The sequence below is a fragment of the Paenibacillus sp. W2I17 genome (assembly GCF_030815985.1).
Lineage (GTDB): Bacteria > Bacillota > Bacilli > Paenibacillales > Paenibacillaceae > Paenibacillus.
In genome coordinates, this window is record NZ_JAUSXM010000001.1 from 6,983,799 (window position 1) to 7,008,369 (window position 24,571).

Consider the following 24,571-nt stretch of genomic DNA (forward strand, 5'->3'; position numbering starts at 1 on the left):
CTAATATGATTACATCTGTTCCCGGTGAATGACGCGGAATTCCTTCGGAGACATGCCGAACCGGGAACGGAATACCCGATGAAAATAGGTATAGTTGTTAAAGCCGGAAGACTCAGACACTTGCTCCAGGGTCATTGGACTGAAAATAATCCGTTCCCTGGCCATATTCAGCCGTACGTCAAGCGTGTATTGCATGATGCTTTTGCCAAACGCTTCTTTGAAGAGATGTACACCCCGTGAGACACTGATGCCAATATGTGTTGCCACATCATCCAGCTTGAATAAAGAGGAAGCGTTTTCTTCAATGTAGTTCTTGATCTCATAGGCCACATAATTGGTGTTGGTTATCGTTGGATGCTCCGCGAGCAGTCGATCCACTTCGAGACATAAAATTCGCATATAATAACTTGAAATTTCCGGGTAAGGATTCGAGATGCGGCGCTGCTCCAGTACGAGCTGTCGAAACAGGACCAAGAGACTTTCCGTCAGTTCGACTTTGATCCGGGTCGGCCGTTTGTGACGCTTCCACCACTCATCCACCCAAGAACCATTAAAGAAGATGTGATAGTCGCCACTCTCCACCAGTCGTTCTCCCATCGGATTGGTTTCATTGTCTATTCTCAGCTCATAGGGCTCGTCAGGATCAAAAAGAAGCAGATCGCCCGCATCCACCAGGGACATGTCCCCGTCTATGCGTGCACGGCAACGTCCGTCTGTTTGCAGTCTTAACAGGTAGTTCTTCACCCCTTCAGGCTGCACCATAGCGTAGGGTTTACGATGAAATGAAAAGCCTGCTGTAAGAACTTGGCAGGATTGATCTGTCGGCATGGGCATACTCCTTGCAATTTGAAAATTATGACCAGATAGTTCATGTTTCAATCATATTATTCATTTTAATTGAAGCTGAAACGGAATACCATAGTATTAGATTTAAGGAACAGGAAACATCCAACAAAACATATGTATCTCAACCATTCAAACGCAGATTTTCACCATGCGTAAGGAGATGAACGTCACAGTGGAGAAAATGAAAGCAGGCATCATCGGGTGTGGTAACATCAGTTCCATCTACTTGGAAAATCTCAAAAACAACCCGGTCATTGAAGTCGTGGCTGTTGCGGATTTGATTCGTGAACGCGCTCAGGAACGGGCAGATGAATTTAATATCGCAAACGTTTACAATGTAGATGAGTTGCTGCAAAATAACGAAATTGAACTTGTGTTGAACCTTACGGTTCCTGGCAGTCACGCCATGACCGATCTGGCTGCACTCGAAGCAGGCAAACATGTGTATGCCGAGAAGCCGCTGGCAATTTCTCTTGAGGATGGTCGCAAGGTTGTTGAGTTGGCTGAGGAAAAGGGATTGTATGTTGGTTCTGCACCGGATACCTTCCTTGGTTCAGGCATACAGACAGCTCGTAAAGCCATTGAGGATGGGCTGATTGGCAAGCCTGTTGCAGCGACTTCATTCTTCATGGGTGGAGGACCAGAAGCTTGGCATCCTAATCCGGAGTTCTTTTATGTCGCAGGTGGCGGACCGATGTTTGATATGGGACCTTACTACCTGACCGCTCTGATTACGCTGCTTGGACCGATACGCAGAATCAGCGCCTCGGCAGGGATACAGATTGCAGATCGCAAGATTGGCTCTGGGCCGAAGGAAGGTACAGCACTGCAAGTAGAGACGCCTACTCACTTGGCAGGAACCATTGATTTTGCAGAAGGTGCCATTGCAACCATGATCACCAGTTTCGATATTCGCGGAGCTTCGGATCTGCCACGTATTGAAATCTATGGTACAGAAGGTACGCTTAGTGTACCGGACCCCAATTATTTTAACGGGGAAGTGAAGGTTCGCAGATACGGTCAAGACACTTGGGAGACGGTCAAACCAGTCTTCGAAAGTGGACAAAACGAACGAGGCATCGGCGTAACGGAAATGGTTGAATCCATTCGTGCCGGACGGGAACACAAAGCCAGTGGCAAGCTTGCTTATCACGTACTGGAAGCCATGCATTCATTCCAGCGTTCTTCACTTGAAGGCAAGCACATCCATCTGGAGAGCAGCTATGATTCTTTTGCAGTAACTCGCACAGTTCAAACTGAGATTGAAACCGTGGAATCACACTAGTCTGAGTAAAAAGTGTTCAAAGCTTGATGCTCTTACGAGTGAAGCAGAATAACCAGTATTCTTACGTTCAATTTCAGGATAGAAACACTCTCGATTTTCCACACTAATCAAACAGGCATGTGATCTGAACGGTAATTGTAGTTCAATATTCATGAATTCAGCAATCATACGATATCTAATCTAGGGAGGAATCGCACTTGAAACTCGGCGTATTTTTGGTACTATTCGGAGGACGTAAATTGGAGGATGCTCTTGATTATGTAGCATCAAAGGGATTAAAAGCAGTAGAGATCGGAACAGGCGGACATCCAGGAAATGCACATTGTAAGCCAGATGAGTTGTTAAGTAATCCTACAGCATTGAAAAACTTCAAAAATGCAGTGGAATCACGTGGTTTGACGATCAGTGCACTCAGCTGTCATGGTAACCCGCTACATCCGCAAAAGGATATTGCCAAAGGATTTCACGATGATTTTGTTAAAACGGTAGAACTGGCTGAGAAGCTGGAAGTACCTGTAGTGAATACATTCTCCGGTTGTCCGGGAGACCATGAGGATGCCAAATATCCGAACTGGCCTGTTGCACCCTGGCCGAATGATTTCCAGGAAATCCTGAAGTGGCAGTGGGAGAACAAAGTGATCCCTTACTGGACAGAGTGGGGTAAATTTGCAGCAGATCGTAACGTAAAAGTTGGATTGGAGCTGCACGGTGGATTCTCCGTTCATACTCCAGCAACGTTGCTGAGACTGCGTGAAGCAGCAGGTGAAGTGATCGGAGCCAATCTGGACCCAAGTCATATGTGGTGGCAAGGTATTGATCCGGTTCAGGCAATTCACATCCTGGGACGTGAAGGAGCCATCCATCACTTCCATGCAAAAGATACAACAATTGATCCGGTAAACGTGAACAAACACGGTGTAACGGATATGCAGGACTATACCAATATGCTGGATCGGGCTTGGCAGTTCCGCTCGGTCGGTTATGGACATGATAACAAGACATGGGCAGACATTATGAGTGCCTTGCGTCTGGTCGGATATGATTATGTAGTAAGTATTGAGCACGAAGACGGTCTGATGTCGGTTGAAGAAGGATTCTCTAAAGCCGTGCAAAATCTCCAGCAAGTATTGATCGAAGAACCGCTGGGCGATATGTGGTGGGTTTAGAGCTACACTAGGGGGAAATTGAATATGATCAACGTCACCATTTGGAATGAATTTGTCCATGAGAAAATTCACGATGAAGTAAGGGAAGTCTACCCGGATGGTCTGCATCGAGCACTGGCTGACGGACTTGGCGGCGAAGGCTTTGCTATTCGTACAGCTACACTGGATCAGCCTGAACACGGATTAAGTGATGAAGTGCTGAATTCCACAGATGTGCTTATATGGTGGGGACATATGGCACATGATCGCGTAAGCGATGAGATCTCACAGAAGGTCGCGCAGCGAGTGCTGAACGGCATGGGGATGATTGTGCTCCATTCAGGTCATTTCTCCAAACCATTCAAAGCGCTGATGGGAACCAGCTGCGATCTGAAATGGCGTGTAGCTGACGAGCAGGAAATTGTATGGTGTGTTAACCCATCTCATCCGATTGCGGATGGCATCGAGGGCAAGATTGTATTGGAAAAAGAAGAGATGTACGGTGAATTCTTCGATATTCCAGTACCGGATGAACTGGTGTTTGTAAGTAACTTCCAGGGTGGGGAAGTATTCCGGAGTGGATGTACGTTCCGGCGTGGTGAAGGTAAAATCTTTTATTTCCGACCAGGTCATGAGACGTATCCGACCTATTACAAGCCGGAAATATTAAGAGTGATCAGCAACGCAGTGAAATGGGCATATCCTGCCCGCAGCTTTAAGCCGGAATTTGGCAAGAGTGAACCTGTAAGACCATTTGGTGGCGTGCTGGTCTAATTCACTAACTCAATCGTGAAATGGAAATTATACGTTTTATTCAAAAAGAACCCTTCTCCGAGTCAATGATGACTGTGGCAGTTGGGTTCTTTTTGGGTAAGATAGTACTATGGGGAAGTTATACGATATTTCCCATGGTTACGACGCAACGTGTAATGTATACTGGGATGTATGATCCATTTTGGATGTTATGCTTCTAAAATTTAAACTTTTTAGTTGCAGGCGTTTTCTTTGAAGCTTAAATATGTTAATATGAAATATACTAACAAAATGTAAGTTGATTTGAGTGATCTCTAAAGAGGTGATTAATGTGGAAGGTCAAGACTTGCGGATGTGTCCGCGTTTTGAGACGGCGTTTTCTTTTTTGGGCAAGCGCTGGAATGGTTTAATTATTCAAACGTTGATGAGTGGTTCGAAGCGATTCAAGGATATCTCCAATCTGATTCCATCCATGAGTGATAAGATGTTATCCGAACGGATGAAAGATCTGGAGAGTGAAGGTATTCTGGTTCGTCACGTCTATCCCGAGACGCCAGTTCGTATTGAATATGAACTGACGGATAAAGGTAGAGCGCTCCAGCCTGTCATGAATCAAATTCAAGACTGGGCTGAGCAGTGGGTTGACTAACGTATAAGCATCACCCACTTTTGTTGCATGAATGACATAGACTCCTGATTTCCGTGGAAATCAGGGGTTTTTGTCTTAAGTATTAGGTGGATCGGCGTTTTTCTCCTGGGCTATGCACATGTTGTCATGAGTTGTAGTATAATCTATAGAAAATGGCCACAGACGGCCGGAGCGAAGGAGGCCCACTTGTCATGAGAGAAGAAAGCTTATCCCTTGAAGTACGCTACGGCAAAGAAGATATTGCAGAACTTGAGAGCGCATCCATTCAGGTCCATCTAATTTATAAAAAAGCTGCGGAGTTGTTTAAGCGCACAGCATATTCCCGTTCAGTTAAGGATGATCTTGCCGAAGTGAATACGCATTCTGTGAACAGCGATGGTCCGAGATTAGCTCCGGCGGTGCTGCAAAAATGGATTCAAACGTCCAGGGGCTGGAAGTGTATCGGATGTGAGCTGGGACAACCTGATTCAACGACTTCTCAGATGGAAGAAACCATCCATGGGAAGCGGTTGGTTCTGGATGTGGGAGAAGGTCGGCTGGTTCAGGCAGAAATGCTGATTCAGGCGGTTGTTTGGTCACAATATGAGAAGATTCGAATGTTTGCACCATGGCTTGGTGATGAACCCTTTTACAGCGTGCAGGAACTGGATGTCATTGCCCGTTATATTGTGCCTACCTATTTCTCGGAACGACCTTTGCATGAGCAAGGCAAGGTATTCAAGGTACATCAACAATATGGGCAGATTCCGTTGTATCAGGAGTATGTAGACGCACCTTCATGCTGCGTGCAGGTGGACGGTGGATTGCTTGAAGGGCGATTGCTGACAGGTGTTTACGTATCTGAGGAGCAGTTCTTCGGGCTTAATCCATATCTGAAAGATGGCGATGGAGGACGGACATACATGCAGGCTTGTGTCCAGTGATAACGTAACCAATTAGAACATAAAAATGAATTAGATTGGGGAGCCTGTGTGCAGGCTCTCTTTCTTGTACAAGCCCTATTTGGAGGGGACAGCATTTAAAAGTAACGGCTTTGACACTTTTTTTTGCCGAAGGTTGTGCCATAATAGAGGTTATGGACAACAGGGTGAATGATTTTACGCAGGGTGGTGTTACCTACATGATGAAGAAAATCCCCGGTTACATAGGTGTATGTTTGCTCCTACTGGCGATCTTGGCTGGTTGTAGTGAGACACAGCCTTCTGAGCAGCCAATTGTCAAAGAAACAGAAACAGCGAATACAATCACAGTGGCTGTAGATGGCAGTACGTTTTTGCCTGATGCGACAAAGTCCATTAAGCGAGATTTTAGTGAGGGTTTGACACTCAAAAAAGCATTACTCAATAGCGGACTGGTTGATTTTACGGCAGATGGCAAACGGATTCAATCCGTCGGTGAAGTTTCTCTGGATTCTTCGCTTAGCTGGGCTGTCAAATTGAATGGCAAGGATATTGAACAGGAAGATTGGGACATGGAACTTCATGCCAAAGATGAAGTGATCATTTACGTGAAAGCCGCTGACAGTGGGGGGGATGGCGTTGCATATCAGACAACGTTACTCAAGGTTAGCGGTGGAAACATTATGCCAACCCTTAATCGTCAATATGCCGGCGTCTACGTTCAAGAGTGCACAGTTCGTGATGTGTTGAAGTCCAGCGGCATTGTAAGAATGTCGGAGAATAACAAATTTGTCGTTTCGGTCGAGAATGTCACGCCTCGTATGAATGAGCGGTGGGTCATTATGGTGAATGACAAAGAATTAATGGAAAATGGTCTGGACATGAAATTGAATCCACGTGATGCGGTTAAGCTTGAATTAACCAATGCATCCTAAGTATACCAAGAAGCCCAATCTCTTTTTAGAGAACTGGGCTTTTTTCATTAAATATATAAACAAGATCCGATCAGCATAGTCAAATATTAAATACGACAGATCTCGTTCGGGCAAAGCTCACAGTGACAGATTCCTTGCAGCATCTTCAGATCTTTGATGACAATCATGCCATTGTCATATTCAATCCCATCTTTCTTACGCAGGTCGCTTAACATGCGGTTTACACTTTCACGAGTGGCTCCAATCATATTGGACAGGTCCGTGTGGGTAATTTTTTTGTGAATAATGACATGCTCTCCATGAGGCTCACCATACGAATTCGACAACCGAATGAGGGTGGAGCAAAGTGCACCCGGTTTGCCATATAACATGAGATCCCGGAATTTGGTCTGTGTCAACCGGTGGTGGATGCCCATCCATTTCATAAAATCGATCGCGAAGTCACAATGCTGGCAGATTAACATTTCCAGGTCTTTATGTTCCAGTACACCGATCTCACTGTCCTCCAATACTTCCGCTGAGAAGCTGTGTTTAGAGCCAAAGAAGGGATCAGCCTGCCCAATCATATCACCGGATTGATACATGTACATGATCAGTTCCTTGCCTTCATCCGTGGATTTGGTGATCTGGGCACGGCCCCGTTTCATATAATAAAGTTTGTCAGAGATGTCGCCTTCCCAGTACAGATGTGTACCTTCCGGATAGGTTCTATCTTTCATGGTAACCAGCAGATGGTTGAAATTTGCTTCCGAGAAACAGTTAGTATTACCGCGCTTTTCCAGTACAGTTGTTAGTTCTCTCATAAGTCTATCTCCCCTTTATGTCCATCGGACGACCTTCTGTAGTAAGCAGTAGCCTCCGAGGTTCGCCGCAAACCGTTGCCGTCCTGATCAGGGTCATCTCGGCCGGGAGGAAGGACGGTACAAATTGCGGTGGTTCAATTTTTAAGTTCAGTATATACCTAATCTTACCGTTTGAGGGGGAAGGAAAGGGGGCAAAAATGACGAAATTTCAAACATTGTGATAAAATTCACTTTTAATGGAGAGGATGAATTTTACAGCCCTATATTTTAAATAGGAAGTGAAAATGGTCGTATGAAGGACACTACAAAACTTAAATTAAATTTGTTATACTTTGTGAAAAAAATCACATAATTAAGTTTATTGTCATGTTACGATGTGAATGTAAACGAGAGAGACAAACTAATACGAACCTTTAGGAGGATGAGGGAGATGGCTGTAAAGAACGAAGTCGCCCCAGCAAAAGAACCGACAGCAGGTCAGTATATTCAAACGTTAATCGACAAAGCGAATAAAGCACACGCCGCATTCATGAAGATGGACCAAAAGCAGATTGACCGGATTGTGCAAGCGATGGCACTTGCGGGTCTGGATAAACACATGATGCTCGCCAAGATGGCCGTAGAAGAAACAGGCCGCGGAGTGTATGAGGATAAAATCACCAAAAATATATTTGCAACAGAATATGTGTACCACAGCATCAAGTATGACAAAACCGTAGGTGTGATTGAAGATAACGAGTATGAGAGCTTCCAGAAAATTGCGGAGCCGGTCGGTATTATTATGGGGATTACCCCGGTTACGAATCCAACATCAACAACGATGTTTAAAGCACTGATCTCCATTAAGACGCGTAACCCAATCATCTTTGGTTTCCACCCATCTGCACAGAATTGTAGCCGGGAAGCTGCCAAAATCCTGCTGGAAGCGGCTGTGAAACATGGTGCACCAGCGGATTGTATTCAGTGGATTGATGATCCTTCCATGGATCGTACAAACGAACTGATGAATCACAATGATGTGGCTCTCATTCTGGCAACAGGCGGATCAGGCATGGTACGTGCAGCGTACAGCTGTGGTAAACCTGCACTGGGCGTAGGACCGGGTAACGTACCTTGCTTTATCGAGAAAAGCGCAGATATCAATCAGGCAGTGACGGATTTGATCCTGTCCAAATCTTTCGATAACGGCATGATCTGTGCTTCTGAACAAGCGGTCATCATTGAAGAACCGATCTTTGATCAAGTGAAGAAAAAAATGATTGCAAATGGCTGTTACTTTGTTAACAAAGATGAAGCAGCAAAATTGACAGCAGGTGCGATTAATGCCGAGAAATGTGCGGTGAACCCGGCGATTGTTGGTCAATCTGCGGTGAGTATTGCGAAGTTGTGCGGTATTGAAGTTCCGGCAGGCACCAAAATTCTCGTGGCCGAGATTGAAGGGGTAGGTACCAAATTCCCATTGTCGGCTGAGAAATTAAGCCCGGTACTGGCTTGTTACAAAGTTAAAACGGCAGCAGAGGGAATTGAACGTGCAGCAGAAGTGGTTGCTTTTGGCGGCATGGGTCACTCCTCGGTTATCCACTCCACAAATGAAGAAGTGATTGGCAAATTCGCAGATCGTCTGCAAACCGGACGGATTATTGTGAACTCGCCATCCACACACGGTGCCATCGGTGATATCTACAACACAAACATGCCGTCATTGACACTGGGATGCGGATCATACGGACGTAACTCGACTTCTTCCAACGTAACCGCTGTGAACTTAATCAATGTGAAAAGGGTGGCTCGCCGTACCGTGAATATGCAATGGTTCAAAGTGCCGAACAAAGTCTACTTCGAAAAAGGCGCAACGCAGTATCTTGCCAAAATGCCTGACATCACACGTGTTGCGATTATTACGGATGCCATGATGGTTAAGCTTGGATATGTTGAAAAGGTAGAACACTATCTGCGTCAACGCCAAATGCCGGTAGCAATCGAAGTATTCTCCGATGTTGAGCCAGATCCATCCACAACAACGGTAGATCGTGGAACCGAAATGATGCGCCGCTTCCAACCAGACTGCATTATCGCACTTGGCGGTGGATCACCGATGGATGCTGCCAAAGCCATGTGGTTGTTCTATGAATATCCGGACACGGACTTCAACGATCTGAAACAGAAATTCATGGATATCCGCAAACGGATCTACAAATATCCACGTCTCGGCGTAAAAGCGAAATTTGTAGCGATCCCAACCACATCGGGTACAGGTTCTGAAGTGACATCGTTCGCGGTTATCACAGATAAAAATCAAGGTAACACCAAATATCCATTGGCCGACTATGAGCTGACTCCAGACGTAGCGATTGTCGATCCGGAGTTTGTATACTCCCTACCTAGAACAGCCGTTGCCGATACAGGTATGGACGTACTGACTCATGCGATTGAAGCTTATGTATCTGTTATGGCAAATGATTACACGGATGGACTTGCGATTAAAGCAATCCAACTGGTATTCCAATACCTGGAGCAATCTGCGCTGCAAGGCGACAAACTGGCACGTGAGAAAATGCATAATGCTTCCACGATTGCAGGTATGGCGTTTGCCAACGCATTCCTGGGCATTAACCACAGCTTGGCGCACAAATGGGGCGGTCAGTATCACACCGCACACGGACGCACCAATGCAATCCTGATGCCGCACGTTATTCGCTACAACGCGAAAAAACCGACCAAATTTGCATCGTTCCCGAAATATTCGCACTTTGTAGCGGATGAGCGGTATGCCGAAATCGCCCGCATACTGGGATTGCCTGCTCGTACGACAGAAGAAGGCGTTACCAGTCTCATCAATGCCATCCGTAACCTGAACAAAATCTTGGGCATTGAAGAATCGTTCCAGGAAATCGGATTTGATGCCAAAGACTTTGAAGCACATGTAGATTATCTGGCAGACCGTGCCTTCGAAGACCAATGTACAACCGCCAATCCGAAGTTGCCGCTGGTAACTGAACTGGCTGATGTATACCGCAACGCTTTCTACGGAAAGTTTGAATAATAAATCTAGAACGAAGCGTGCCTTACGGCAAGAAGATCAGGGTTCCCCGAGAGGGGAGCCCCGATTGCCGTCTTTCACACAATAACGAGAGGGCAGAAAAACAGAAGAGCGAAGCACCTGTTTTTCAGGATTTACTTTAAGATTTGGTTTGCTCCGAGCATAGAGGAGCAATGGTTCTTAAAGAGGTTACACGGAATCCGTGATGTGGCTGTTTGGGCCAGATGTTCACACAATAACGAAGAGGGCAGAAAAACAGAAGAGCGAAGCACCTGTTTTTCAGGATTCAATCTAAGATTTGATTTGCTCCGAGCATAGAGGAGCAAAGGGTTCTAGAGAGGTTACACGGAATCCGTGACGTGGCTGTTTGAGCCAGGTGGTCACACAATAACGAAGAGGGCAGAAAAACAGAAGAGCGAAGCACCTGTTTTTCAGGGTTTATTTTAAGATTTGGTTTGCTGCTCCGAGGATAGAGGAGCAACGGGTTCTAGAAAGGTTACACGGAATCCGTGATGTGACCGTTTGAGCCAGATGTTCACACAATAACGGAGAGGGCAGAAAAAACTGAAGAAGCGGAGCGTTCGCCTTTATCCCCGGATTTTACCCTTTGAAATATAAAATTGAAAAAATCCGGGGATAACAGCGATCGGAAGTTGTTCTGCCCGCGCAGTGGCTAAGTGTGAAACTAAATAGGGTTTAATGGGACACAGCGCAGGTGGAGTGAGTTAGTTCACTGGCTTTGTGACAAAAATCACAGATGATGAAAGCCCCAAGTCGTATACTGAAAATGTAAGAAAAACATTCATCCCGCGGTTCCGGTTCCCAAGTAGAGAGAACATGTTCCGGTTTATGTGAAACAATTCACATTAATCGCGGCTCTGGGCACACAATGCTACGAATGAAGCAAGATGTTATGTGTCCAGAAATCCAAATTAGTGGAGGGATTACGATGTCGGTGATTGAAAAAGATGTCAAACAACAAACAGGCTGGAGAAACTTTACCAAAGGAACATGGACCAAATCCGTAGATGTGAATGATTTTCTGGCACACAACTTGTCTCCGTATTACGGTGACGAAGCATTTCTCGCAGGTGCAACCCAGAATACCAAAGAATTGTGGGAGATCGTATCTGATCTGACCAAAAAAGAACGGGATAATGGCGGTGTCCTTGACGTTGATGTGAACACACCAGCGACTATTGTTTCTCACCAACCAGGTTATCTGGATCAATCCAAAGAGCAGATCGTCGGTGTTCAGACCGATGCTCCGTTCAAACGTTCCATTCAACCAACAGGCGGAATCCGGATGATGATTGATGCATGTGAAGCATACGGCTTCGAATTGCCTCAAGGCGTCATTGATATATTTACAAACATTCGCAAAACACATAACCAAGGTGTATTCGATGCTTATACCTCCGACATGCGTGCAGCGCGTAAAGCAGGGATTATTACCGGTCTGCCAGATGCTTATGGCCGTGGTCGGATCATTGGTGACTATCGTCGTGTAGCTTTGTACGGGGTAGACTTCCTGATTCGTAACAAAAAAGGTGAACTGAATGCACTCGAAGTTGATGTCATTGATGAAGATGTCATTCGTCTGCGGGAAGAATTGTCTGAGCAGATTCGTGCATTGCAGGAATTGAAACAATTGGGCGATATGCACGGGTTCGATATTTCCTTGCCAGCGACAACAGCAAAAGAAGCATTCCAATGGTTGTACTTCGGTTATCTCGCTGCGATCAAAGAACAGAACGGTGCTGCGATGTCTCTGGGACGTGTATCTTCTTTCCTGGATATCTACATTGAACGTGACCTACAAGAAGGCATTCTGTCTGAAGAACAGGCTCAGGAATTGGTTGACCATTTTGTAATGAAACTGCGGATTGTCAAATTCCTGCGCACACCGGATTACAACGAACTGTTCAGTGGAGATCCAACATGGGTGACTGAGTCCATCGGTGGTATGTCTGTGAATGGCGAAACACGCGTAACCAAAAACAGCTTCCGTTTCCTGCATACGTTGCACAACTTGGGTCCTGCACCAGAACCGAACCTGACTGTACTATGGTCCACGAAACTTCCGGAAGCTTTCAAAGATTATTGCAGTAAAGTATCCATTGAAACTAGCTCAATCCAGTATGAGAATGATGATCTGATGCGTCCAATCTACGGTGACGATTACGGTATTGCATGCTGTGTTTCGGCTATGAAGATCGGGAAACAAATGCAATTCTTCGGCGCTCGTGCCAACCTGGCAAAAGCCCTCCTGTATGCGATCAACGGTGGTCGTGACGAGAAATCCGGAGCACAAGTTGGACCTGAGTATCCTGCCATCACTAGCGAAGTACTGGATTACAATGAGGTTATGAAACGCTTCAAACCAATGATGGAGTGGCTGGCGAAACTGTATATGAACACCCTCAACGTCATTCACTACATGCACGATAAATACAGCTATGAGCGTATCGAAATGGCATTACATGACCGTGACATTGTACGTACGATGGCGTGCGGTATCGCTGGTCTGTCGGTTACAGCAGATTCACTGAGTGCGATCAAATATGCCAAAGTTAAACCAATTCGTAACGAACAAGGCATCGCTGTTGATTTTGAAATCGAAGGAGACTTCCCTTGTTACGGTAACAATGAAGACAGCGTAGACAGCATTGCTGTTGAACTGGTGGAGAACTTCATGGGTATGATTCGCAAACACAAAGCTTACCGTAATGCAGTTCCAACACAATCCGTTCTGACGATCACTTCCAACGTGGTATATGGTAAGAAAACAGGAACTACACCGGATGGTCGTAAAGCAGGTGAGCCATTTGCTCCAGGCGCGAACCCAATGCATGGTCGTGACAAAAAAGGTGCACTGGCATCCCTTGGCTCTGTAGCCAAATTGCCTTATGAACACAGTCTTGATGGTATTTCCAATACCTTCTCCATCGTGCCAAAAGCATTGGGTAAAGAGGAGACTACACGTAAATCCAATCTGACTGCGATGATGGACGGTTACTTCGGTCAAAACGCTCATCACCTGAACGTTAACGTATTTGATCGTCAACAATTGATTGATGCGATGGATCACCCGGAAAACTATCCGCAACTGACTGTACGGGTATCCGGATATGCCGTTAACTTCATTAAACTGACTCGTGAACAACAGCTGGATGTCATCAACCGTACGTTCCATGGCTCGATGTAAGTAATTTGCAAGTAGAAGACCGCTAGAGCAAGGCATTCCAAATCATATTAAACGCACAGCGGATGCGGATACAGAAAGGAAGAGGCAGCATGGTTAACGGACATATTCATTCACTCGAAACTTTCGGGACGGTTGACGGCCCAGGCATCCGCTTTGTGCTTTTTATGCAAGGATGTCTACTCAAATGTCAATATTGCCACAACCCTGATACATGGGCGCTGGATGGCGGAAAAGAAATGACGTTAGAGGAGGTACTGGCTGAAATTGAGCCGTATCTATCCTATTACCGCAGCTCTGGAGGCGGACTCACGATATCTGGCGGAGAACCAACGTTACAGGCTCATTTTGTAGCCGAAATCTTCAAGGAAGTGAAGCGGCGTTGGGGATTGCATACGACGCTGGACAGCAACGGGTTTAACGAACCGGAGCGGATTCACGATCTGTTGGATAACACAGACCTGGTTCTGCTAGACCTCAAGCATATTGATGATGAGAAACATATCAAGCTGACAGGCAAATCCAACGAGAGAACGTTGAAAACGGCCAAGTGGTTATCGGAGCAAGGTCGGAAAATGTGGATACGCCACGTGTATGTGCCTGGCATTCATAACGAGGAAGAGGATCTGCTTAACCTCGGACGGTTTATTGGAACATTAAATGGTGTCGAGAAGTTCGAAATTCTTCCATACCATCAGATGGGGATCTACAAATGGGAGGCGCTCGGCAAAGTATATCCACTGGATGGAGTTCCTTCACCAACTGAAGAAGAAGTGGAGCGGGCGTATCGCCTGATCGAACAAGGTCGCCAGGAAACGGCTGGCGTGGCTTGTTCAGGTAAGTAATCTGACCTTTATATAATAAAAACAATCAACCAAGCAGTCCTTGCGAACATGTTTCGCAGGGGCTGTTTTTTTGCTGTTATCCATTGGAAATGCAAGATTATGGGTCCAGTGAAGGATTTTATCCCTCCATTGATGAATTGTCATCCTTACGATGTAAGCTCCGGCTTTTTATAATCAGAGTGTAAAGCCAAATGCTCAATATCTTGAGGAGGGTCAACCAGATGAAAAAAAGAATGACATTACTGCTTTCATTATTGCTTATCACTTCATGGACTTTGGCGGGATGTGCAAGCTCAAGTAACGAGCCGCAGCAAGGCGCAGGCAATACACCTGTGGAGGAAACAAGTAAGGAACCGGTTGAAATGCTTCTCCGCCACACGCAGGTGGGAGCCGACAAACAGAAAAGACTGGCCATTCTGCAGGATGTTGTGGACAAAGTTGAGGGAGAGGTACCCAATCTGACCTTTACGCTGGATGGTGTCGAATCCGATGTGAATCGTAAGGAAAAGCTTCGCGGAGAGATGGCGGCAGGCAACCCGCCGGATATATTTGAACTGTTCGGTAGCCCGGATTCCAAAGTTTATGCCAAGGAAGGTATGCTGCTTGATCTGACCCCAATCCTGCAAGAGCTGGGCATTCAGGACCAGTTTACATCCCTTGAACCGTTTACGTATGAAGGCAAAGTATATGGACTGCCGATTGGCGGTTCGGGCGAAGGTTTTTTCTATAATAAAGAGTACTTCGAACAAAAAGGATGGAAAGCCCCAACCACCATGGCTGAACTGGACAATATACTGGCCGAGATCAAGGCTGATGGTAAAGTGCCGCTTGCTTCCGCATCTAAGGCGGGCTGGGTACCGCTTATGTTAACCAACCACCTGTGGTCCCGGTATGCCGGACCGGAGATTACCGCAAAGTTTGCAACAGGTGAAGCGAAGTGGACCGATCCGGGTGTTGTGCAAGGTTTTGCCAAACATAAGGAATGGGTGGATAAGGGTTATTTCAAAAAAGGTGAGCTGGGCTTTGAGTATGCCGAATATACCACGCAATTTACGAGCGGAGAAGCGGTGTTGATGTATGACGGAACGTGGAAATCCTCTGTATTCAAAGAAGGTCAGAGCGGTGAATCGCTCATTGGCAAGGTTGGATTCTTCAATATGCCTCCGGTAGAGAACGGAGCAGGAGATCAGACGTCTTTGATGCGTGATGTGAACAATGGATACGGATTCTCGGCAGCAGTGGCGGATGACCCGCAGAAGCTGGAAGCAGTGAAAGCTTTTATCAAAAATTTCTACAATGAAGATATGCAGATCCGCGGCCTTGTGGAAGACGGTGTGTTGCCTGCCATGAAGCTGGACGAGAAAGTGCTGACCGATAGCATTACCGATGATCTGATGAAAGAAATTGTGGCTGTGCTTAATGCGTCCAAGACGTCGTTCCCTGCATTTGATGCACTCGTTCAGGCCGATGTGACGACAGAGATCAGCAATCTGCAAATCCAGAAGTTGATTGGTGGGCAGACGACGCCAGAGAAAATGGCAGAAGAGTTGCAAAAGGTGCAAGAGGAAGCAAACGCTTCCGTGGAATAAACCAATTCAAGTCGAAACTGCGATCGTTGAAGTGACTGAAGGAGGCTGACCATGAATACTTCACTCCGCAGCCCGTTAATCTATACGTTGTTTGTAATGCCAGCCCTAATTCTGTTTGTAATGTTCTTTCTATACCCTATTGGTAGCTCCCTGTATTACAGTCTGACGAGTTGGAATGGGGTATCGGCTGAGCCACGTTTTGTGGGTTTATCCAATTATGTGAAGGCACTGACCGATGAACGTTTTTGGATTTCCACACGGAATAACGGCTTTTTCATCGGATTTTCGGTACTGATTCAGGTACCCCTAATCGTCCTGTTTTCGCTTCTGATTGCCAATGTGAAAAGGCTGAAAGGTCTGTATAAAACCGCTGTTTTTTTACCATCCATCATGTCGACAGCCGTTATCGGTATTTTATGGGGATTCATCTATGAGCCCAATATCGGACTATTAAACAAAATGCTTCATGTGCTGGGCATCGATCCAATCTACTGGTTATCGGATAACCGATTTGCCATGTTGTCCATCTTGGTGACTAATGCCTGGCAGTGGACGGGATTTTACATTGTCATGGTGCTGGCGGCCATACTGGCGATTCCCCGTGATCTGGATGAAGCGGCTGCAATTGATGGGGCAACGGCGGTACAACGTGCAATGCGAATTACGTTGCCGCTGATCCGGCCGATCATTTCAGTGGTGATCATGTTGTCCATCGCAGGTGCCATGAAAGCAGCCGACATCGTGATTGTCATGACCAAAGGTGGGCCCGCTGGGTCCACCGAGGTTCTGGCGACATATATGATCAAATATGCAATTACCAACTTCAAATATGGTTATGGCAATACCATTGCAGTGCTGATCTTTGCTCTGACGCTTGTGCTCACTGCGGTGTATCAACTGCTGGTGGCGAGGCGGGGCGAGAAGGTGGAATATTGATGGCGAAAAGCATAAAAAGCAGTATACCTCATGTGTTGTTAATGTTGTATTTAATCGCGATTTTGTTTCCCTTTTTATTTGTGATTTTCTCTTCCTTCAAGCAGGATAACAATGAAATCGCCCTGAATCCATTCGGTTTGCCTACAACATGGGAGTTTAACAATTACGTGGAGGCTTGGGTGAATGCCAAGATTGGCACGTATTTCTGGAACAGCCTGTACATTTCGATTTTATCATCGGCGTGTACGATTGCGCTCGGTGCCATGTTTGCTTTTGCCGTAACCCGGATGAGACACCGGAGATGGAGCCTGTTTCTGTACAGTCTGATTCTGGCGGGTATGCTTATTCCCAACAATGCACTTATGCTGCCGATTTATCTGCTTGTACGCAAAATGGGCATATTGGATACGCATCTTGCATTGATCGTGCCCTATGTGGCCAATGCGATCCCCTTTACCATTATTATACTGGCGGCTTTTATGCGTTCTCTGCCTGGAGAAATTGAGGAAGCGGCGGTCATGGACGGCTTGAGGGCCCCGGGTATCTTTGCTAAAATAGTGATACCTCTTACGGTTCCGGCTATTGTTACCGTTTTTATCGTTAATTTCCTCGGCAACTGGAACGAATTTTTACTCGCCAACTATTTCTTATCCACCGATAAATTGCGTACGCTGCCAGTGGGCATGGTCCAGTTTCGGGATCAATATCAGATGAACTATGCCCAGATGTCGGCAGGTATTGTATACAGCGTTGTACCTGTACTTGTGATCTACGCTATACTCCAGGAGAAAATTATAGAAGGAGTAACTGCAGGTGGTGTCAAAGGTTAATACCATGAACCAGTTAATAGGGAGAACGGGATATGAACTTGCGAATGAAGCTGGCCTTGGCATTTCTGCTGCTGATTATTGTACCGATGTGTGCGCTAGGCATTGGCATGTTTCTGGTCACATCACATACGATTGAGAAAAAATACAATCAACAGGCCGAATATGCGCTTCAGGCCATCAGTTACAATATCGAAAATGTATTTCAGCAGATTAACAATGTGACCGACAACGGGATAGCGACCTCGGTTTTCCAAATGGCGTTGAACGCCAAAGATCCGACCAAGCAGGATCTGGGGACCGGTAATCAGTTATCCCTGAATGCCAGCCAGCGCAATTTCCGTTCCCTTCTATATAATTATCCGTTCATCAGTTATGCCTTTTTATACGATTTGCGTTCGTCCGAGAACAACCAGATTGTCTCCATTTTCACCAAAGAAAACTTTCAAGCCCTTCCTTTTCAACAATTCAAAGTGCATCCCTTATTCAACGAAATTCAGCAACTTAATGGCGTGCCCAAATGGCTCGCACCTCTGGAATATCCCGAATTAACCGGGGTAGAGCCTGTCTTCACCCAGATCAGACTGGTCAAAGAACTCAGTTATTTTCAAAATATCGGCGTGCTTGTTGTTCAGATCAAAAAAGGAGAGATCGACCGGATCTTCCGTCACCTGCAAATCAGCGATTCAGCACAGGATACGTCGTTCCTGTTAATTAATGAAGAAGGGCTGATCGTTTATGATCCTGCAGGTATGTATAACGGTGAGAACATGCAAAACCTTGGTGCTGAATCCGGCAGTTACGGTCCCGGCTTTAGCAGTGTCAGAACGGTTTTTGACGGCAAGGAGAGCATCATTTCGCAATATCATCTGAAGAACTATAACTGGAGCCTCGTCAGTGTGACTTCATGGGAAGCTTTATCTGCGGAAACCAATGCCTTTGCCGGTTGGTCTGTCATCATTATTCTGTTATGCCTGCTCGCAGCGATGATCTTTAATCTTTTTTTCATGAATCGCATTACGGGTAACATTGCTGTACTTGTAAGGTTTATGCGTCGTGTGGATGATGGTGATTTTAATGCGAGGGTGGAAGGAAAAGGATTCGATGAAATGCAGCTGCTTGCGCAAGGGTTCAATGAACTATTGGATCGGATCGGGGGATTATTCCGTCGTGTTCGTGCAGAGCAAGAGCAGAAGGCCCAAGCGGAACTGCGTGTACTACAGGCCCAGATCAAACCTCATTTTCTGTTTAACACATTGGAATCCATTAATGGATTAGCGCTGCGAGGGGAGGGCCGCAAAGTAAGCGAGATGGTGACCAGACTTGGCAATATGCTTCGTATCAGCATTCAGGATCAGGAGGAGATTCCGCTGGGTGAGGAAATCAGGCATTTGCAGAGTTATCTGGAGATTCAACAGTACAGATTCAGTGATTTGTTCACCTATGAGATTGACATTCCACCCCATCTATACAGCTCAATTCTGCTTAAGCTTACCCTTCAGCCTCTGGTGGAAAATAGCATTCAACACGGGTTTGAGGGGATCACCTACCCAGGTGTACTGCGGATAAGCGCATATGCGGAACGGGGCCATCTGGTGTTATGTGTTGAGGATAATGGGATCGGTATTCCCCAGGAAATGCTCGCACGATTTGAGTATATGGCAGAAGATCCGCCGGAAGATATGCTCGCGGAAGGGGCGGAATCATTAACGTCCATAACGGAACGCAGGGGATTGGGATTACGAAGTGTGGCAGATCGAATTCGTATTCAATACGGGGCCGGATATGGCATATTTATATGTTCAGCACCGGGGTATGGCACAGTTATTCGATGCATCATTCCATTATATGAGCAGGAGGAAGCCGGATGAATCTGACTGCAATGCTGGTTGACGATGAGCTGCCGATTCTGGAGAATCTGAACTTCATTTTACCCTGGGAAGAGATGGGGATTGAAATCACAGGTACAGCGAGAAGTGGTGTAGAAGCGCTGGGGAAAGTAAGAGAAAGTCATCCAGACATTCTCTTGTGTGATATTCGGATGCCGTCTATGGACGGATTGGAACTTATTCGTTTGCTGCGAGAGCAGGGTGAAACGTGTGAGATTATTTTGCTGACCGGGTATCAGCAGTTTGAATATGCTCGAACCGCTATCAAGTATAATGTACATGAATACATATGTAAGCCAATTGATTATTTGAATCTGGAACATAAACTGCGTGAGCTTGCCGGGCAGATCCAGAAGAGACGTCTGGAAAACGAATCGCAACGTTATCGCAGCCAAGAGATGGAAAGCTGGATCAGACACAAACAGTTGATTGACCTGTTGCGAGGAGAAGCACCATTGAAGATTTCCTATCCTTCCTCTGTTCCTGAATTCATAACAACTACTGCACCGTATACGTTGCTGCTGGTGGATGCAGTCGGTTATTTTCGCCATTCTATCGGCTGGTCCGAGCTTCAGCATCAACGATGGCATGAGACCATAAGTTCCAGACTTAGGGAAGTGGCAGAGAGAATTACGGAGGATTGTCAGATTCTTTCGACCCGCAAAGGGGAGTGGTGCATCCTGCTGGAGGCATCGGGTGAGTGGAAACGTCGCTCAGAGGAACTGGCCCATCAACTGTGTCTCGAATTAAATGAAATATTATTCTTGGATTCAAGTGTGAAGGTTAGGGTTGTTCAGGATGCTGTACCCGTGAACCTGGAAAGTCAAATTCTGGAGCGATACCGGCATTGTCAAAAAATACTGATGTCCCATTCGGAAAGTGAAGACGGGGTGCTAAAGGCGAGTTGTCCCGAAAACACATTATCGTATGATCATACGGCCTCCAAAGGGGCTAACTCATGGATTACAAGAGAAGATCTGGAGCTTGTTACTCGGTGGATTCGGCAAGGGAACAAGCAGGGGTTACGTGATGTATTGGATCGCCTTAAACAGCGAATGGGGAATTCAGGACAATCCTTCAACAGGATAGATGAAACCAATCTTCGGTTTATGCTTGTACACATGCTTCGGGAACTGCGTGAAGTACAGGCCCTCGCTGAAGAGCACGAAGTGAATTACTGGAATGCACTGCAAGGGGCCGTATCCATGAGGGAACTCCTTGAACTTGCAGAGGTTGTTACCCATGCCTGTCAAGGCAAACAAACACAACCACGTCCTTCTGTATCGGAACTGATCCTGTCTGCATGTGAGTATATGGATGCACGGCTGCAACAGGACTTGGGAATAGATGAAGTCTCAGATTGGCTCGGAATCAGCCCGGGTTACTTTTGCCAGCTATTTAAAACTCAAATGGGTGTTACTTTTGTGGAATACATGACGCAGAAACGGATGGAAAGTGCCGCTTTATTGTTGAGTACAACCGAATGGAGCATTACAGCGATTGGGGAAGCCACAGGGTTCAAGGAGCGCCGTTACTTCTCCAAGGTGTTTCATAAACACTTCCATATGAAACCCTCCGAGTACAGGCAGAGTAAACAATTGGGTTTGTAGTAGCAAGGGAAACGGGAGGAGAGGTCGAATGAAACCCTTGAATGATCTGACATTGGAGCAAAAGGTAGGCCAATTGTTGATGTGTGGATTTCACAGTCAGCACGCAGATGAACAGATTACTCGCTTAATCCGTGACTATCACGTCGGGGGTGTCATTTATTTCCGGCGTAATGTCGAAAGTGTGGATCAATTGACACGGCTATCCGCCGAACTGCAAGATATGGCTGCTGAAGCGGGGGCCCTACCACTCATGATTTCGGTGGACCAGGAAGGTGGCATGGTTGCACGGATTGACCAAGAGGGAATGACCCAAGTACCGGGTAATATGGCACTTGGTGCGACAGGCAATCCGGAATATACACTGGAGTGTGCTCAAATTCTGGGTCGTGAGTTAAAAAGCATCGGTATTAATATGAACCTTGCACCAGTGGTCGACGTGAATAACAACCCGCTTAACCCGGTTATCGGTGTGCGTTCGTATGGTGAACATGCTGAAAGTGTGGCCGCTCATGGCGTAGCAGCCATCACCGGATATCAATCACAGGGCATAGCTGCTACTGCCAAACATTTTCCGGGACACGGAGATACCGCTGTAGATTCTCATCTTGGTATGGTTACGGTACCTCATGATCGAAACAGGCTGGAACAGATGGAGTTGTTACCGTTCCGCAAGGCGATTGAGGCCGGAGTTGATGCTATTATGACAGCTCATGTGATGTTCCCTTCGATTGAACCCGAGTCCATTCCGGCTACGTTGTCACATAAGGTGTTAACGGGTCTGCTACGTGAGGAAATGGGTTTTGAAGGCATTATTATTACAGACTGTCTTGAAATGCATGCGATATCCAAGCCATATGGGGTAGCTGAAGCCGCCGTTCGTGCTGTGGAAGCAGGAGCAGATCTGATTCTGGTGAGTCATACCTTGCACGATCAGGTTGCTGCGCTGGAAGCCATTGTGGAAGCAGTTCGAACGGGCCGGATCTTGGAAGAGGTTATTCATCAGGCGGTGGAACGCATTATGACATGGAAAAGAAAGCGCTGCGGGCAGCAGAATGATCTTCTTGTTTCGCCGAAAGCGAGTGAAACGGTCGAAGCAACCGATGTTGAACCTGTTAATTTCACTGAATCCACTAAACCCACTGAGCCCAACGAATTGACGTTGTTCAAGATTGCTTCAAGCAGTATTACCATCGTTCATAATGATGGGCTGCTGCCGTTGGACCCAGAGAGGGACGTGTATGTCATCTGGCCTGAGGTTGTGCAACGGACAGAGGTGGATGAACCGTGGTCCCATACAGAATCGCTGGGTATGGCGTTATCGCAGCTGCGAGGCAGAGTTCGTGAGCACAAAATTACTACTCAGCCCACTTCTGATGAAGCAGATCGGATATTAAGGGATGTGTCGGATAGTGAACAAGTTATCGTATGTACGTACACATCGGCAGGTCATCTTCCGAAAGGGCAACAGTATTTGGTTGAAAAGCTTAGTAAGAACCATTCGCTGATTGTAATTGCTTTGCGTAATCCATATGACCTGCTGGAGATTTCGAGGCCGGGAAGTTATTTATGTACGTATGAGAATACACCAGCAGTTGTTCGGGCCCTGTCCCATGTGTTAACCGGTGGACTGAAGCCAACAGGAAGTCTGCCTGTCCGTTTGCGCTAGGCCTATTCAAACCTTACATCTCTCTGCGATATGGTGCTGATTGACCATCTCCCGGAGAGATTTTTTTGTTGGATTTTTCTATTGGTTAATATTGGGATATGAATGCCAAAAAGATAATTGATAGATAACTATTTTCATAGTATTTTCCTTCTATTAAAAGTTTACAATTCTCCTCTTAACTTTTTAGCAACTTTTCCCGGTTCCAAGCGTCTAATAATATGACTTTTTGAGGGGGATATTTATAAAATGGGAGCAGAAGGAGCCAAAGACAAAGAATGAATTTGAAGAAGAAATTGTCCATACTTACCGCTTTTGCTGTGTTTCAGGCGTTTGCAGTGATTCCTGCCAATGCACAATCAGCAGATCAGAGCGATACTACATCAGTGAATACAGCCAAAGTTAAATCCGTGGAGGTTGTGAAGAAAGAACAAACCATCGCGGAATCCGAAGTGAAATCCGGAACAAACACTCCAACATCAAATAATGAAACAACTGAAGAAGTGAACCCTGAAACAGATGTTCCTACAGGAACAGACGCGACTCCTGTTGAGCCGGTAATTGAACCTACGGACGAAGAAGGTACAGCTGAGGAAACACCAGCACCTGCACCGGTAGAAGTGGAGCAACCATCTACAGGCGGTTCATCTGTTGCTGGAGGCGGGGGTGGAGACCTCACTCTTTATATGAACAGTAATAAAATGATGCAAGATGGCAAAACGTATCTTGCTGGACAGCCGATGGCTGTTAAAAATGGTGTATCCTATGTAGCGATCCGTGCTCTCGTTGATCGGGTTGGCTATGATGTTAAATATGATAACACAACCAAAGAAACGATCATTATTAGTGGTGAAGATGAGTTGCGTTTCAAAACAAACAGCAAGATCTATACCGTTAATGGTGTGTCCAGAACGATGAAGGGCGCGGCTTATCAACAAAAAAATACGTTCATGGTGCCGTTGACTTCAATTACACAGGCTCTGGACATTACGTATAAAGTAAATCAATCTGCCAAAACGGTTGTATTGAATCTGAGTACCAAACCGGTGGCAAGCTTCACGGTACAAAAAGAGGTTTTTGCCGGAGACCAGGTAACTTACACAACTAAATCCAGTTCTCCCAAGGGACTCAGCATTGTAGATGAGCGTTGGACTGGCCGTCAGGATTCATTCGACCAACCAGGTGTATACACAGTAACCTATGCGGTCCAGGATTCAAGTGGTCAATGGAGCGATCCGTATTCGGTTACGATTAAGGTTGAAAGACCAAATCTGCCTCCTGTCGCGATGTTTACGACAGATAAAGAAGAATACAAAATGGGTGAGAAAATCACTTATATTGATCAAAGTACAGATGATGAGAACGCAATTGTAAAAACAGAATGGGATAACAATGCACTTGCATTCTTTGTTCCAGGACCGAAGACCGTAACGATTACAGTTACCGATAAACATGGTGCTAGCGATAGCTATACCAAGATGATCAATATTACCGGAGAAACACTTTATAGTGTGACTGACTTCAATCAATTGTTCACACCAGTCGGTGAAAAGTTCACTTTTGATGGTGGTGGAGTACCGGCATTGGAGAAAGTACCTTTCACTTATTATGATGAACCAAGTCTGCTGATCCGCAGTAACAGCCCGGAAACC

General features: G+C 46.1%; 18 protein-coding genes. 16 read left to right on the forward strand and 2 right to left on the reverse strand.

What is annotated here, in order from left to right; translation table 11 throughout:
- Nucleotides 1-9: 9 nt before the first annotated feature.
- Nucleotides 10-828 (reverse strand): AraC family transcriptional regulator, encoded by an 819-nt coding sequence (locus QF041_RS31115; protein ID WP_017687546.1) that lies wholly within the window; start codon nt 826-828, stop codon nt 10-12.
- Nucleotides 829-1,018: 190 nt separating this feature from the next.
- Here QF041_RS31115 and QF041_RS31120 point away from each other — a divergent pair, with 190 nt between their 5' ends.
- The 6 genes from QF041_RS31120 (at nt 1,019) to QF041_RS31145 (ending at nt 6,512) form a co-directional block, all read left to right on the forward strand.
- A complete protein-coding gene (locus tag QF041_RS31120; protein ID WP_307416849.1) occupies nt 1,019-2,131 on the forward strand; it encodes a Gfo/Idh/MocA family protein in 1,113 nt (370 codons plus the stop codon).
- 197 nt (nt 2,132-2,328) lie between these two features.
- The gene (locus QF041_RS31125; protein WP_036674961.1) at nt 2,329-3,297 is read left to right on the forward strand and encodes a sugar phosphate isomerase/epimerase family protein; all 969 of its coding nucleotides are present in this window, start codon (nt 2,329-2,331) and stop codon (nt 3,295-3,297) included.
- Nucleotides 3,298-3,321: 24 nt separating this feature from the next.
- Complete coding sequence (locus tag QF041_RS31130) at nt 3,322-4,050, forward strand: ThuA domain-containing protein (protein WP_017687549.1); 729 nt, start codon at nt 3,322-3,324, stop codon at nt 4,048-4,050.
- A gap of 331 nt (nt 4,051-4,381) precedes the next feature.
- Nucleotides 4,382-4,678 carry a winged helix-turn-helix transcriptional regulator gene (locus tag QF041_RS31135; protein ID WP_074096966.1) on the forward strand — a complete coding sequence of 99 codons (297 nt, stop codon included), beginning with the start codon at nt 4,382-4,384 and terminating at the stop codon, nt 4,676-4,678.
- Nucleotides 4,679-4,869: 191 nt separating this feature from the next.
- Nucleotides 4,870-5,601 carry a hypothetical protein gene (locus tag QF041_RS31140; protein ID WP_237174527.1) on the forward strand — a complete coding sequence of 244 codons (732 nt, stop codon included), beginning with the start codon at nt 4,870-4,872 and terminating at the stop codon, nt 5,599-5,601.
- Between the two features lie 197 nt (nt 5,602-5,798).
- Nucleotides 5,799-6,512, forward strand: coding sequence for a hypothetical protein (locus tag QF041_RS31145; RefSeq protein WP_017687552.1), 714 nt, complete (start codon nt 5,799-5,801; stop codon nt 6,510-6,512).
- Between the two features lie 86 nt (nt 6,513-6,598).
- Here the strand turns inward: QF041_RS31145 and QF041_RS31150 are convergent, their stop codons facing one another.
- Nucleotides 6,599-7,315 carry a Crp/Fnr family transcriptional regulator gene (locus QF041_RS31150; protein ID WP_036614443.1) on the reverse strand — a complete coding sequence of 239 codons (717 nt, stop codon included), beginning with the start codon at nt 7,313-7,315 and terminating at the stop codon, nt 6,599-6,601.
- Between the two features lie 430 nt (nt 7,316-7,745).
- On the opposite strand from QF041_RS31150, the gene adhE reads away from it, so the two are divergent.
- The 10 genes from adhE to QF041_RS31200 all read left to right on the forward strand — a co-directional run.
- Nucleotides 7,746-10,358, forward strand: a complete 2,613-nt coding sequence (gene adhE / locus QF041_RS31155) for a bifunctional acetaldehyde-CoA/alcohol dehydrogenase (RefSeq protein ID WP_307416850.1) — start codon at nt 7,746-7,748, stop codon at nt 10,356-10,358.
- Between the two features lie 946 nt (nt 10,359-11,304).
- A complete protein-coding gene (gene pflB / locus QF041_RS31160; RefSeq protein ID WP_307416851.1) occupies nt 11,305-13,563 on the forward strand; it encodes a formate C-acetyltransferase in 2,259 nt (752 codons plus the stop codon).
- A gap of 89 nt (nt 13,564-13,652) precedes the next feature.
- Nucleotides 13,653-14,405 (forward strand): pyruvate formate-lyase-activating protein, encoded by a 753-nt coding sequence (gene pflA / locus QF041_RS31165; protein ID WP_307416852.1) that lies wholly within the window; start codon nt 13,653-13,655, stop codon nt 14,403-14,405.
- 221 nt (nt 14,406-14,626) lie between these two features.
- Entirely contained in the window at nt 14,627-15,994 is a 1,368-nt protein-coding gene (locus QF041_RS31170) for an ABC transporter substrate-binding protein (protein ID WP_307416853.1), read from the forward strand.
- A gap of 51 nt (nt 15,995-16,045) precedes the next feature.
- A complete protein-coding gene (locus tag QF041_RS31175) occupies nt 16,046-16,930 on the forward strand; it encodes a carbohydrate ABC transporter permease (RefSeq protein WP_036674966.1) in 885 nt (294 codons plus the stop codon).
- Complete coding sequence (locus tag QF041_RS31180) at nt 16,930-17,760, forward strand: carbohydrate ABC transporter permease (RefSeq protein ID WP_076327972.1); 831 nt, start codon at nt 16,930-16,932, stop codon at nt 17,758-17,760. The genes QF041_RS31175 and QF041_RS31180 overlap by 1 nt, the downstream gene beginning before the upstream one ends.
- Nucleotides 17,761-17,792: 32 nt before the next feature.
- Nucleotides 17,793-19,628 (forward strand): cache domain-containing sensor histidine kinase, encoded by a 1,836-nt coding sequence (locus tag QF041_RS31185; protein ID WP_307416854.1) that lies wholly within the window; start codon nt 17,793-17,795, stop codon nt 19,626-19,628.
- A complete protein-coding gene (locus QF041_RS31190) occupies nt 19,625-21,256 on the forward strand; it encodes a response regulator transcription factor (RefSeq protein ID WP_307416855.1) in 1,632 nt (543 codons plus the stop codon). The genes QF041_RS31185 and QF041_RS31190 overlap by 4 nt, the downstream gene beginning before the upstream one ends.
- Nucleotides 21,257-21,284: 28 nt before the next feature.
- A complete protein-coding gene (gene nagZ / locus QF041_RS31195) occupies nt 21,285-22,922 on the forward strand; it encodes a beta-N-acetylhexosaminidase (protein WP_307416856.1) in 1,638 nt (545 codons plus the stop codon).
- Between the two features lie 275 nt (nt 22,923-23,197).
- Nucleotides 23,198-24,571, forward strand: a 1,374-nt coding sequence (locus tag QF041_RS31200) for a copper amine oxidase N-terminal domain-containing protein (RefSeq protein ID WP_307416857.1), incomplete at its 3' end; no start/stop codon positions are given.

What these genes read in the sequence shown, in the direction of transcription:
- QF041_RS31185 (WP_307416854.1), top strand. Translation starts at nt 17,793, where the DNA reads ATGAACTTGCGAATGAAGCTGGCCTTGGCATTTCTGCTGCTGATTATT.
- QF041_RS31180 (WP_076327972.1), top strand. Translation starts at nt 16,930, where the DNA reads ATGGCGAAAAGCATAAAAAGCAGTATACCTCATGTGTTGTTAATGTTG.
- QF041_RS31190 (WP_307416855.1), top strand. Translation starts at nt 19,625, where the DNA reads ATGAATCTGACTGCAATGCTGGTTGACGATGAGCTGCCGATTCTGGAG.
- pflB (WP_307416851.1), top strand. Translation starts at nt 11,305, where the DNA reads ATGTCGGTGATTGAAAAAGATGTCAAACAACAAACAGGCTGGAGAAAC.
- QF041_RS31175 (WP_036674966.1), top strand. Translation starts at nt 16,046, where the DNA reads ATGAATACTTCACTCCGCAGCCCGTTAATCTATACGTTGTTTGTAATG.
- QF041_RS31170 (WP_307416853.1), top strand. Translation starts at nt 14,627, where the DNA reads ATGAAAAAAAGAATGACATTACTGCTTTCATTATTGCTTATCACTTCA.
- QF041_RS31130 (WP_017687549.1), top strand. Translation starts at nt 3,322, where the DNA reads ATGATCAACGTCACCATTTGGAATGAATTTGTCCATGAGAAAATTCAC.
- adhE (WP_307416850.1), top strand. Translation starts at nt 7,746, where the DNA reads ATGGCTGTAAAGAACGAAGTCGCCCCAGCAAAAGAACCGACAGCAGGT.
- QF041_RS31150 (WP_036614443.1), bottom strand. Translation starts at nt 7,315, where the DNA reads ATGAGAGAACTAACAACTGTACTGGAAAAGCGCGGTAATACTAACTGT.
- QF041_RS31145 (WP_017687552.1), top strand. Translation starts at nt 5,799, where the DNA reads ATGATGAAGAAAATCCCCGGTTACATAGGTGTATGTTTGCTCCTACTG.
- nagZ (WP_307416856.1), top strand. Translation starts at nt 21,285, where the DNA reads ATGAAACCCTTGAATGATCTGACATTGGAGCAAAAGGTAGGCCAATTG.
- QF041_RS31140 (WP_237174527.1), top strand. Translation starts at nt 4,870, where the DNA reads ATGAGAGAAGAAAGCTTATCCCTTGAAGTACGCTACGGCAAAGAAGAT.
- QF041_RS31115 (WP_017687546.1), bottom strand. Translation starts at nt 828, where the DNA reads ATGCCGACAGATCAATCCTGCCAAGTTCTTACAGCAGGCTTTTCATTT.
- pflA (WP_307416852.1), top strand. Translation starts at nt 13,653, where the DNA reads ATGGTTAACGGACATATTCATTCACTCGAAACTTTCGGGACGGTTGAC.
- QF041_RS31135 (WP_074096966.1), top strand. Translation starts at nt 4,382, where the DNA reads ATGTGTCCGCGTTTTGAGACGGCGTTTTCTTTTTTGGGCAAGCGCTGG.